Annotated in this window: 12 protein-coding genes; 10 read left to right on the top strand and 2 right to left on the bottom strand. The window is 70.7% G+C overall.

Annotation, left to right across the window (positions count from 1 at the left end; genetic code table 11):
• Positions 1-457 precede the first annotated feature (457 nt).
• The 9 genes from ACH4TV_RS42395 (at position 458) to ACH4TV_RS42355 (ending at position 8552) form a co-directional block, all read left to right on the top strand.
• The gene (locus ACH4TV_RS42395) at positions 458-985 is read left to right on the top strand and encodes a MarR family winged helix-turn-helix transcriptional regulator (RefSeq protein WP_398406728.1); all 528 of its coding nucleotides are present in this window, start codon (positions 458-460) and stop codon (positions 983-985) included.
• A 203-nt stretch (positions 986-1188) separates the two neighbouring features.
• Positions 1189-1899 (top strand): response regulator transcription factor, encoded by a 711-nt coding sequence (locus ACH4TV_RS42390; protein WP_398406727.1) that lies wholly within the window; start codon positions 1189-1191, stop codon positions 1897-1899.
• A gap of 405 nt (positions 1900-2304) precedes the next feature.
• Positions 2305-2502 carry a ferredoxin gene (locus ACH4TV_RS42385; RefSeq protein ID WP_398406746.1) on the top strand — a complete coding sequence of 66 codons (198 nt, stop codon included), beginning with the start codon at positions 2305-2307 and terminating at the stop codon, positions 2500-2502.
• On the top strand, positions 2499-3683 hold the full coding sequence (locus tag ACH4TV_RS42380) for an NAD(P)/FAD-dependent oxidoreductase (protein WP_398406726.1): 1185 nt from the start codon (positions 2499-2501) through the stop codon (positions 3681-3683). The genes ACH4TV_RS42385 and ACH4TV_RS42380 overlap by 4 nt, the downstream gene beginning before the upstream one ends.
• A 160-nt stretch (positions 3684-3843) precedes the next feature.
• Positions 3844-4365, top strand: coding sequence for a MarR family winged helix-turn-helix transcriptional regulator (locus tag ACH4TV_RS42375; RefSeq protein ID WP_398406725.1), 522 nt, complete (start codon positions 3844-3846; stop codon positions 4363-4365).
• 445 nt (positions 4366-4810) lie between these two features.
• Positions 4811-5113: a hypothetical protein gene (locus ACH4TV_RS42370; protein WP_398406724.1), complete on the top strand. Its 303-nt coding sequence runs from the start codon at positions 4811-4813 to the stop codon at positions 5111-5113.
• A gap of 93 nt (positions 5114-5206) precedes the next feature.
• Entirely contained in the window at positions 5207-5587 is a 381-nt protein-coding gene (locus ACH4TV_RS42365) for a hypothetical protein (RefSeq protein WP_398406723.1), read from the top strand.
• Positions 5584-6051, top strand: coding sequence for a peroxiredoxin (locus ACH4TV_RS42360; protein WP_398406722.1), 468 nt, complete (start codon positions 5584-5586; stop codon positions 6049-6051). Before ACH4TV_RS42365 ends, ACH4TV_RS42360 begins: the two co-directional genes overlap by 4 nt.
• A gap of 131 nt (positions 6052-6182) precedes the next feature.
• The gene (locus ACH4TV_RS42355; RefSeq protein ID WP_398406721.1) at positions 6183-8552 is read left to right on the top strand and encodes a SpoIIE family protein phosphatase; all 2370 of its coding nucleotides are present in this window, start codon (positions 6183-6185) and stop codon (positions 8550-8552) included.
• 487 nt (positions 8553-9039) lie between these two features.
• Here ACH4TV_RS42355 and ACH4TV_RS42350 read toward each other — a convergent pair whose 3' ends face one another.
• Positions 9040-9306, bottom strand: coding sequence for an acyl carrier protein (locus tag ACH4TV_RS42350; protein ID WP_398406720.1), 267 nt, complete (start codon positions 9304-9306; stop codon positions 9040-9042).
• Positions 9307-9752: 446 nt separating this feature from the next.
• Positions 9753-10577, bottom strand: coding sequence for an AraC family transcriptional regulator (locus ACH4TV_RS42345; protein ID WP_398406719.1), 825 nt, complete (start codon positions 10575-10577; stop codon positions 9753-9755).
• A gap of 206 nt (positions 10578-10783) precedes the next feature.
• Between ACH4TV_RS42345 and ACH4TV_RS42340 the strand changes: the two genes are divergently transcribed.
• Complete coding sequence (locus tag ACH4TV_RS42340; RefSeq protein ID WP_398406718.1) at positions 10784-11572, top strand: IclR family transcriptional regulator; 789 nt, start codon at positions 10784-10786, stop codon at positions 11570-11572.
• Positions 11573-11589 lie beyond the last annotated feature (17 nt).

The raw sequence follows: 11589 nt of genomic DNA, 5'->3' as shown, positions 1-11589 counted from the left end.
CCCGCGGGGGCGGCGGCGTCTCCCCGTGGGGGGGGGGGGGGGGGGGGCCGCCCCGGGGGGGGGGGGGGGGGGGCGGGCGGGGGGGGGTGCCCGGGGGGGGGGGGGGGGGGGGGGGTGGGGCCCGCCCCCCGACCCGTGGACCGCGCCGGCTCCCCGTCCCCACAGGTGCGGCGCGGCGGGGCCCTCTCCGCTCGAGGCGGCCCCGGTCGGGGTGCCCGCGGCTCTTCTCGGCGCGGGCTTCGGCGACCTGGGCGGTCGCCGGGGGCGGTGGTCAGGTGGTGCGGGTCATGAGAACTCCTGTGGTTCCGGAGCGGCGACAGACTTCGTTTTGCTTGAGTCAGGCAAGCACATATGAATTACTTGAGTCAAGCAACCTAATGTTCGCGCGGTGTCGAGCCGGGCGAGAGGGCGGGCCATTTTGCTTGAGTCACGCAAGCAGACTGCTAGGGTGGCGTGCATGCCCACATCACCGTCAGCGGAAGTCCCCGCATCGGCGGCGACAGACGTGGCCGAGATCGACCGGAACCTCAACCGGATGGCTCACCTGGCCAACCACGCCAGACAGCACGGGCGGCTGAGAGAACTGGCCGGCGTCCCTCTGGAGCGCTCCGCCACGGTGCTCCTGCGTCAGATAGCCGACTCCGAACCCCTGCGCCCCGGGGAACTGGCGAACCTCCTGGCGGTGGAGGCCTCGCACATCACCCGGCAGGTACAGCGCCTCCAGGAGGCCGGTTACGTCACCCGCGTACCCGACCCCGACGACCGCCGCGCCCAGCGCATCCGGCTGACCGTGGCGGGCGAGGAAGCGGTCGTCCGTATCCGCGAGGTCAGCTGCCGCACCATGCGGAGAGCCCTGGAGGACTGGTCACCCCAGGAACTCCGGCGCCTCGCCGCCTTCGTGGACCGCATGGTCGACGACCTGCTCTCGTACACCACCGAGGCGGACGACGGCCGCGAGGCCGCCGTACCCGGCCCCACCACCTGACCGCACCAGGCGGCGCACCGTGCACTCCTCATCGCCCCGCACCGTGGACCACCGTCCGGCTCCCCGTCACCATGTGCCGGGTGCGGCGGTCGGCGCCGGGCGCGCCCGTGCCCTTCCCGCGTCCGGTGTCACCGGACGACCGACCGCGGTGGCTCGCGCCGCCGTTGAGACGTGAAGCGTGGATCAACATGAACGGTCTTTCCATGGCGACCATCAGCGAGAAACCGGTGTCGGCCCAGAGCGGCGGGCAGCACATCCTGATCGTCGCCGGTGATCCCGAGATCACCGAACTGCTGTCGACGACCCTGGAGTTGGCGGGCTATCTGGTCGCCGCCGCGTGCTCCGGGACCGAGGCGCTGACCCGGCTCGCGGACTTCCGGTTCGACCTGGTGGTGCTCGACCTGACGCTGCCGGACCTGGACGTCCTGGCGCGGCGGCACCGCGTCACAGGTGAGCGCCCCGCGGTCCTCTTCCTGGCCGCCGCCGACTCCCTGGGCGTGCTCCTGTCCGCCATGGGCCGGGTCGGGCAGGACTATGTGACCACGCCGTTCCGGATCGCCGAAGTCCTGGTGCGCGTCCAGGTGTTGCTGCGCGGTTGGAGCCCCGCGCGGCAGATCAGGGCGCTGTCGTACGGCGATCTGGCCCTGGACGACGGCATCTGTCAGGCGTGCCGCGGACCGCGCCGGCTCGATCTGACCCCGGCGGAGTACCGGCTGCTGCGTCATCTGCTGGCCAACCCCGGCAAGGTGCTGTCGAAGGAGCAGATCGCCCGGCAGGTGTGGGGCGAGTACCGCGGGGGCAACGCGATCGAGCAGCTCGTCTCCCGGCTGCGCCGGAAGGTGAACCAGGAGACACCGGCGCTGATCCACACCCGCCGGGGTTTCGGCTACTGGCTCGGCGGCCCCAACCCGTGACCTGGGCCTGAAGCGGGTGTGCCGGTTCTGTCACGCAACCGTGCGATGGCAATGTGCGTGTTCTTGTCCGGCGTGGTGAGAAGGAGGGAAGGGGCTGTCGACAGAGCGTCGGGTGTGGGCGTGCGCGTGGGGCGCCGGGGATCACCCGGGATTTTCTGGGCATTGACCAACTCGGTCTGAAAATCGCCGAGTTGACGCCTGAAACCGTCTCTCTGCAAGGGATGGGAAGGCTTCTCATTCGTGAACTGCGTCACGTCAGAAGTCTGTCAGGTCTCTGACCGGAGGTCGTCAGCCCGTTCTGTTTGCATGTGCTCATCAGGGTCTTGACCGCCGTACCCCGGTGCGGGCGCACCCGGCTCCCTCGCCCGCACAACGCCGAAGACAGCTAGGAACATCACCATGACCATGCGTGTGGAACTGGACGAACCCAAGTGCGTCGCCTCGGGCCAGTGTGTGATGGCTTCGCCCGAGGTCTTCGACCAGCGGGACGACGACGGCATCGCGTTCCTTCTGGAGGAGACGCCGGTCGACGACCTCCTCGAAGGCGTCCGCGAGGCCGTCGCGATCTGCCCGGCGGCGGCCATCCGGCTGGTCCAGCAGTGAGGAGAATCCTGATCGTCGGCGCCTCGGCGGCCGGACTGGCGGCGGCCGAGACGCTCCGACGACAGGGATACGACGGCACAGTGACCCTCGTCGGGGACGAACCGGAGGCACCGTACGACCGTCCGCCGCTGTCGAAGCAGATCCTCGCGGGGGAGTGGGAGCCCGAACGCCTGGCGCTGCGCGAGCAGTCCGACCTCACCGCCCTCGACCTCGATCTGCGCCTCGGTACCGCCGCGACCGCCCTCGAACCGGCCGACCGCACCGTGCTGCTGGCCGACGGCACAGAGGTTCCGTACGACGGGCTGATCGTGGCCACCGGTGTCCGCCCGCGCCGTCTGCCCGGCGAGGGCGCACATGTTCTGCGCACCCTCGACGACGCCCTGGGGCTGCGTGACCGGCTCGCTCCCGGCCGGCGGCTGGTCGTGGTGGGCGCCGGGTTCCTGGGCGCCGAGGCGGCGGCCGTGGCCCGGGGGCTCGGTGCCGAGGTCACGCTCCTCGAACCGGCGCCCGTGCCGCTGGCCCACGCGGTCGGGGAGGAGGTCGGGCGGGTGTTGTCCAAGGCCCACCTCGACCACGGCGTCGACCTGCGCACCGGTGTCGGTGTGAGCGAGGTGACCGAGGACGGGGTGCGCCTCGCCGACGGTGAACTCCTCGAAGCAGAAGAGGTGTTGGTGGCCGTCGGCTCCCAGCCGAACACCGAGTGGCTGGCCGGCAGCGGACTGACCCTGGGCGACGGTCTGGTGTGCGACGAGTACTGCGCGGCGGCGCCGTACGTGTACGCGGCCGGGGACGTCGCCCGCTGGTACAATCCCCTGTTCGGCACCGAGATGCGGATCGAACACCGCACCCACGCCGCCGAGCAGGGCATGGCCGCCGCCCGCAACCTCCTCGCCCCGGACGCCCGCAAGCCGTTCGCACCGGTCCCGTACTTCTGGTCCGACCAGTACGACATGAAGATCCAGGCGTACGGCTATCTGCGTGGCCACGACGAAGTCGCCGTCGTCGAGGGCGATCTGACGGAGCGTCGGTTTTTGGCCGCCTACCGCACGGGTGACCGGCTGGCGGGCGTGCTGGCGGTCGGTATGCCACCGAAGACGATCCGCGGCTGGCGGCAGGCCATCGCGGTGCGCGCCACCTGGCGCGCCGCCGTGGCGGGCGAGTCCTCGGCGGCAGGCGTCTGAGGTGCAGCGCTCGCCCGTCGGCCGCGATGCAGGACTCCGGTCGGCCGAGGGCCCCACGACGGCTGTCGGTCGACCGGGCGTGTAGATGTGGGGCGCCCGTCGGGTTCCTCCACTCGGGGAATTTACTTGAGTTACGCAACGAGATGGTAAAGTGGAGGGTATGTCCACACCGCCACCCAAAACCGCTCCCGCCCCGAAGGATGTGGCCGAGATCGAGCGAGCTCTCACCCGCATCTCCTATCTCGTCAGCCGTGCCCGGCAGCACGACCGTTTGATGGCGATCGCGGGAGTCCCGCTGGACCGGGCCGCCACCGCGCTCCTTCGGCAGATCGCCGAGACCGAACCGATGCGCCCCGGCGAACTCGCCAACCGGCTCGCGGTCGAGGCCTCCCATGTCACCCGCCAGGTGCAGCAGCTCCAGAAGGCCGGCTACGTCACCCGCGTGCCCGACCCCGACGACCGCCGTGCCCAGCGCATCGAGCTGACCACGTCGGGGGAAGCGGCCGTCGACAGCATCCGTGAGGCGAGTCGCCGCGGTATGCAGATGGCCCTCGGCAACTGGTCCCCGGAGGAACTCCAGCAGCTCGCCGGCCTGTTCCACCGGATGGTCGACGACTTCCTCGCCTACTCCCTCGACGAGGACGGCGACGCGGGCGTCACCGAGACGGTCCCCACCGGCTGACCCTGACCCCCTCTCGTGCCGTGTCGCACCGCGTCGGCGGTGTGATCGCCTGTGCCCCGTCGAGCGCAGGCCCGACCGTGTGCCGGCCGCCGCAGGCCGCGGACAGGACCGGGGCGCCCGGTCGGCCGGCCACCGTGCAGGAGCGTCACCGGTGTCCTGCTCCGCAGTGGCCGTGCTCATCCCTCTCCACACCCCGTGACCAGCCGTGTGCCTTCCAGGGCCTGGAAAGGACGACGGCAGGGCGTGGTCGTTGGCGCCCGGCGGTGGGCCGGCTGCGGAGACCACAGGGGGGCTGTGCCCCGACCCACTACCGCCTGTCGTACTCGCCCGAGACCGCGCCCCTCGCCGCCGCCCAGGAGGCCCACGCCCTGCTGCACGGCGTACTGGAGAGACGCGCGGCGGCCGGACGGCTGGCCGTCCCCCGGAGACCGCCACGCGGATCATCATGGTGGCGAACGTCGGCGCGGCCCTGTCCATGCTCACCCGACCCGAGCAGTACCCCGACATCCGGTTCGCCGCCCGCCTGCGCGACTCCGTGATCGACTCCGTCACCCGCCCCGTCGGCATGGAGGAAGCGCGCGACACCGGGCGGGCGAGCGCCGTACCCGCGGCTGCGGCCACCCTCGCGGCCGAACCTCCGCAGGCGCTCACCGCGGTGGAGTCGGCCCTCCTCCAGCAGTGGCTGGGGACACTCGCCGACTCCGGTGAGCCCGCGAGATCGAACGGGGCGCGGTCCGAGTCGGCCTGAGTCATGGCGGTGCTTTCGGCTGGCTAACACCCGCCTCCCCACCTGCATTTACCGTCCAGTAGGATCGCCCGGCACACCATCGGAGGAGGAAGCGTGCCCCGGTCCCAACGCTCGCCCCTGCTGCTCGCCGGCCTGCTGGCCGCCGCCGGCGTCACCCACTTCGTCGCACCCCGCACATACGACGCGATCGTCCCGCGCGGGCTCCCGGGCACGCCCAGGGCCTGGACGTACGCCAGTGGCGCCGCCGAACTCGTACTGGCGGCCGGGGTGGCGCTCCCGCGCACCCGACGGGTCGCCGCGCTCGCCACGGCCGGCTTCTTCGTCGGGGTGTTCCCCGCCAACGTGAAGATGGCCGTCGACTGGCGAAACCGACCGGCCGCTCTGCGCGCCGGTGCCATCGGGCGGCTGCCGCTTCAGGTGCCGCTCGTCCTGTGGGCACGCAGCGTCGCGAAGAACGGGGAGGGCCGGTCATGACACGCAAAGTGAGCGTCGGCGACAAGATCGAGGACTTCGAGCTGCCCGACGAGAGCGGAGCGCCCCGTCGGCTGTCCGAACTGCTCGTCGACGGGCCGATCGTGCTGTTCTTCTATCCCGCGGCCCTGACGCCCGGCTGCACCGCCGAGGCCTGCCACTTCCGCGATCTGGCCGCCGAGTTCGCCGCCGTCGGCGCGCGGCCGGTCGGAATCAGCGGGGACTCGGTCGACCGTCAGCAGGAGTTCGCGCAGAGCCACACGCTCGGTATGCCGCTGCTGTCGGACGCCGACGGGACGGTCCGCGAGCTGTTCGGTGTGAAGCGCGGGTTCTCGATGATGCCCACCAAGCGGGTCACCTACGTCATAGCCCAGGACCGGACGGTCCTGGAGGTGGTGACGAGCGAGCTGCGGATGAACACCCACGCGGACCGCGCCCTCGCCGCGCTCCGTGCCCACAAGGGATAAGGGCTGACGTCCGCCTCCTGCCGTTTCCCGGCCGTCCTCCGATTCTTCGTGAGGCGGTCGGGCGGGATTTGCTGTGCCGAGGTGGGACATCGGGGTTGATGCCCGAGAGCCCAGGGACCATCCTGGGGCGTATGAAACCAGTCGCCGCCGTGGTGATCGTCGATGCCCGAGGCACGGTGACGGGATGGAGCGAAGGTGCCCGGCGGCTGACGGGTCTCACGGCCGAGGCCGTCGTCGGACGCCCCGCCGCCGAACTGCTCGCTGAGCCCCTGCCGCCGACGGCGATGACCGAGCTGACCGGAGTGGTCGCACTCCGCCACCGGGACGGCCACCGCGCCGAGGTCGCCGTCAGTGCGTGCCCTGTACTGGGGGAGGACGGCGTCGCGCGGGGATTCGTCGTCAGCGCCCTGCCCGAACCGGCGGTGCCGGAGCCGCAGACGGTCGCGCAGGAGCCCGCCTCGCTGGAGCGGACGATCCGCCAGGCCTCCGTGGCGATGTCCGCCTTCGACACGAACGAGCGCTACGCCTGGCTCAACGACGCCGCCTGCGATCTCATGGGGGTCGAGGAGCAGACCCTGGTCGGGCAGTTCTACGGGGACGTGAACATCGTGCCCGACGACCGGATCAGCCAGGGATTCCTGCTCCACCTGCGCGAGGTCATCCGCACCGGCGTTCCTGTGCGCTACGAGACCTTCGGCAAGGACGCGGACGACGGCCGGGAATACGCGTGGAGCCTCGAGATGTGGCCGGTGCGCGACGAACTGGGCGCCGTCACCTCGGTGGGCATCGCCGCGTTCGACAGCAGCGACCAGCACTGGGCCCGGCGCCGGCTGGCCCTGCTCAACGAGGCCGCCGCCGCGATCGGGACCACTCTCGACGTCGTCCGCACGGCGGAGGAACTCGTCGAACTGGTCGTGCCCCGGTTCGCCGACTTCGTCAGCGTCGACCTGCTCGACTGGGTGCTCGGCGCGGACGAACCCCCGGCCTCACCGGCCGGCGAGGTCGTACTGCACCGGGTCGCCCACGGCTCCGTCACCGAGGGCACGCCGGAGGCCGTCATCCCGCTGGGCGCGAAGGACACCTACCCGCCGTTCACCCCGCCCGTACGGGCGATGGCGGAGGGCCGGGCGGTGCTCGGGCGGGTCGGCGAGCGGGCGTTCGACGACTGGGTGGCGGAGCGCAACGCCCGGGAGCCTGTCGGCCGCCCGTACCGCAAGGGCGTCCACTCCATGGTCACCGTGCCGCTGCGGGCCCGCGGCACCACACTGGGCGTCGCGGTCTTCCTGCGCATCGCCAGCCCCGACCCCTACACCCAGGACGACGTCGCACTGGCCGAGGAACTCGCCAGCCGCGCCGCCGTCTGCGTCGACAACGCCCGCCGGTTCGCCCGCGAGCGCAGTACCGCGCTGGCCCTCCAGCACAGCCTGCTGCCCCGGGGGCTGCCCGGCCAGGCCGCTGTCGAGGTCGCCCACCGCTATCTGCCCTGCGGGTCGGTGGCCGGTATCGGCGGCGACTGGTTCGACGTCATCCCGCTGTCCGGCAGTCGCGTGGCCCTCTGCGTCGGCGATGTCGTGGGGCACGGCATCCAGTCCTCCGCGACCATGGGACGGCTGCGTACGGCCGTACGGACCCTCGCGGACGTCGATCTGCCACCGGACGAACTCCTCACCCACCTCGACGACCTGGTCACCCATCTGGCCGACGAGGAGGACGGCGGTGACGTCGCCGAACTCGGCGCCACCTGCCTCTACGCCGTGTACGACCCGGTCTCGCGCCGACTGACCCTAGCCTCCGCCGGTCATCCGCCCCCGGCCGTCGTGCCGCCCGGCGGCGTCGCCGAACTGGTCGAGGTGTCCGCGGGGCCCCCGCTCGGCGTCGGCGGCCTGCCCTTCGAAGCGACCGAGCTGGTGCTGCCGGAGGGTTCTCTCCTCGCCCTCTACACGGACGGGCTGATCGAGGACCGCAACCGGGACATCGACCACACCACCGCCGAGCTGTGCCGCGCGCTGAACCTGCCCGGCGCCTCGCTCGACGCCCTGTGCGACGCGGTGCTCAAGTCCGTGCTGCCCGAGCAGCCCGGTGACGACGTGGCCCTGCTGCTCGCCCGTACCCATGCGCTGGGCGCCGGCCGGGTCGCCACCTGGGACGTCCCGCCGGACCCCGCGCACGTGTCGGTCACCCGGCAGGCCGCGATGGAACAACTGGCGGCCTGGGGACTGGAGGAGGCGGCCTTCGTCACCGAACTCGTCGTCAGTGAACTCGTCACGAACGCCATCCGGTACGGCGAAGCGCCCATCCAGCTCCGGCTGATCCGCGACCGTGCTCTCATCGTCGAGGTCTCCGACGGCAGTTCCACCTCACCGCACCTGCGCCGGGCGCACGCCTTCGACGAGGGCGGCCGGGGCCTGCTGCTCGTCGCACAGCTCACCCAGCGCTGGGGCAGCCGCCAGACAGGCACCGGCAAGACGATCTGGGCCGAGCAGCCGCTGCCGACCGAATAGAGCCGAGCCGGGCCCATCCTGACAGGCCCTCCTGTGAACCCGCGCTCATGGCGCTTCGGCGCATGGCGCAGGAGAACGAGTCGGCCCGCCGGCGTGCCGACTCGGCGGGCAACTGACCTGTACGGTACGGCCAGTTCGCGCGGCAACCGGCCGCGCAGCACCAGGCCCCCTGGCGCCCGGCGGACATCAGCCGTGTCACCGCCAGGCATGCATCCCGTCGAAGGGCCGGCCCGCCAGGCTCCAACTCCCTTCCTGGGAAACGCCGTTGTCCTGACGTGACCGCTGCAGCGCGGCCGGTGGCAGAGCGGCCAGGTTCTCCACGGTGGTCGCTGCCCGGCCTCTGGCGAGCGCTGCGACCGCTTAAATCGGGCCCCGCGCCCAGGTCGAGCACGGTGAGAGCCCGGTGCCGTCCGGCGGTGCGCCCGGATGGACGACGTACACCGTGGGACGGCCGGACCCGGTGGCGCGGGCGTCCTACGGCGGGCCCTTACGCGGCGGCTGCGCGACGGCCGTACTCCTCGGCCATGTAGACGGCCAGGTCCTTGACGGTGGGGTGGTACCAGAGGGTCGTCGTGCTCAGCTCGAAGCCGAGCCAGTTCTCCATCTCGTCGGCGAGGATCAGCGCCTCGGTCGAGTCGAGGTCGAGTTCGTCGAAGTACACCTCGGGCGAGATCTCGCCCCTCGCCACGCCCATCCGGTGGGCGATCTTCTCGATCAGCCAGTCCTGGGCCTCGCGAGCGGTCAAAACGGCCATGGTGCGTCGTCCTTCCCTGCGGCGCCCGTCCGTGCGGACCCGGGGTTACGTGGATGGTGAACGCTCCCGCTCGAAAGGGTCCTCGGCCCGGTTCGGGAGCGCACGTTCCAGCCCCGGTCCCCATAGGCGGACCGGGTAGGAAATGGTCGAGACAGGCCGCAGCGGTTTCGTGACCGACTTCACCGCGGGTGCGGAGGGAACACCCCGTCAGGAGACAGGTGTGGTAGGAATCCGGTCTGCTTGGTCCAGACATGCGGCTTCGCATGAAAGGAGCTGCGTTCGGGAGTGGCCGCCCGAAGCACGCAGGCCACAGTCTTGCCAGGTCTCGGAATCCTGGACAACTGCTCTTCCGGAGAGTGGAAAGAAAACGTGGTTTACGGGCGTAGAACGCGAGCCGGAATATGTTACCGACGGGTGAAGTCCCGGCCGGCAAGGTGGCGTCGACGTTATTTCTCGGGGTCGACACCCCGGCGGAATGTGCCGGGTGTCATATTCACCCGACGTACGAAGAACTTGCCGAAGTTCGTGACTTCGGTGAACCCGAGTTGGCGGGCGATGGCGCCGACGGGCAGGTCCGTGTGGACCAGCAGCCGCTTCGCCTCCAGGGCGACGCGGGCGTCGATCAGGTCCTTGGTGGAGTTGCCGGCGACGATGCGACAGGCCCGGGAGAGTGTGCGGGGCGTGCAGTTGAGTGCGGCGGCGTAGTCCTCGACCAGCCGGGTCGTGCGGTAGGAGTCCTCCAGCTCGCGCCGGAAACGCACGAAGAGTTCGCCGTGCTCGCCGGAGGGGCTGTCGCACGGTCCCTGGTTCGTGTGGTGGCCGCGGCACATCTGGTCGATGTGCAGCAGGGCGACCGCCAGCAGATGCTTGAGGAGGTCCTCGCCCAAGCCCTGGTCGGGCCGCTCGAACTCTTCGAGCATGAGGGCCAACACCCGCTGGAAGGCGGCCAGTTCATCCTCGGAGAGCTGCCAGTGCGAGGGGCGCAGGATGTCGTCGAGCATTCCCATGTGTGCGCGCATCCGCAACGGGAACGTCTCGGTGAACATGAGGAGACGGGCTTCCATGTCCGGGGTCGGCGTGAACTGGATCACCTGGTTGGGTCGTATCCACAGAAGGGAGCCGGTGCGGCACGGGTAGGGCGTGGAGTCGACGGTGAAGTTCCCCGTACCCTCCGTGACCAGCATGATCTGGTGGTAGGCGAGCCGATGGGAGGCGGTCGCGAAGTCCAGCCGGGCCTTCTCGCGGAGCTCGCCGAGCGAAGTCATGGCCATGCCGACGCCCGGTCTGTAGACGGGGGTGTAGGGGACGACTGGGATCGGTAACGAAGCGAAATCGACCATGAGCGTTCCGGAATCGACCTTTCTCAAGCTTCTTTAAAAATCAATGATAGGTGTGGCCGCCCGTTGCCGGATCACCTTCTGGCGCATGCACGAGTAACCGTCCTCACATGATGTGCAGGTGAAGGGAAGTAGACGGGATGACCACCCACCCCGGCGCCCCCGAGCGCTCGGTTGTCGACCGGACGCTCAGCATCCTCGGCGTCTTTGACCGGGACAACCGCACCCTGACGCTGAGCGACATCAGCCGGCGCTCCGGTCTTCCGGTCGCCACGGTTCATCGCATTGTCAACAAGCTCCACGGCTGGGGCGCGTTGGAACGGAATGAAGAAGGCGGATACAGCATCGGCCTGCGCCTGTGGGAGACGGCGACGCTGGCCCCCCGCTACTCGGGCCTGGCCGAGGCCGCGCAGCCCCACCTCGTGGAACTCCAGGGACAGTCGGGCGGTGCGGCGACCCTCGTCCTGCGGGACGGAACGGAAAGCGTCTGCCTGTCCTTCGTCTCCAAGGACCCGGCTCTCATGGCGTATTGGGGCGACCCTGGCTACCGGCTCCCGTTGCACGTCACCGCGACGGGTCTCGTCCTGCTGGCGCACGCGGGCGTCGTCGTGCAGGACGAGGTGTGCACCGGCCCCCTGCGCGCGCACACCGCCGCCACCATCACGAGCGGCACCACTCTGAAGAACTACCTGAACAAGGTCAGGCGCGACGGCTACGCGATGGTCTACGGCACCCTGCGCGAGGGCCACGGCGCGATAGCGGCCCCGGTACGCAACGCACGCGGCACGGTGGTGGCGGCCGTGGGCGTCGTGGGCTCGCTGGACATGCTCCAGCCGACGCGCCTGGCGCCGCTCGTCCTGTCCACGGCCGAGGCGGTCTCCCAGCAGGACCGGACGGAGGGATGGCGGATGGCAGGGGTGGGCGCGTAGCCATGAGCATGTAGGCA

Source organism: Streptomyces sp. NPDC020898 (assembly GCF_044333925.1).
Classification (GTDB): domain Bacteria; phylum Actinomycetota; class Actinomycetes; order Streptomycetales; family Streptomycetaceae; genus Streptomyces.
Note: the sequence above shows the minus strand (reverse complement) of the source record. Positions and strands in the feature narration are given on the sequence as shown.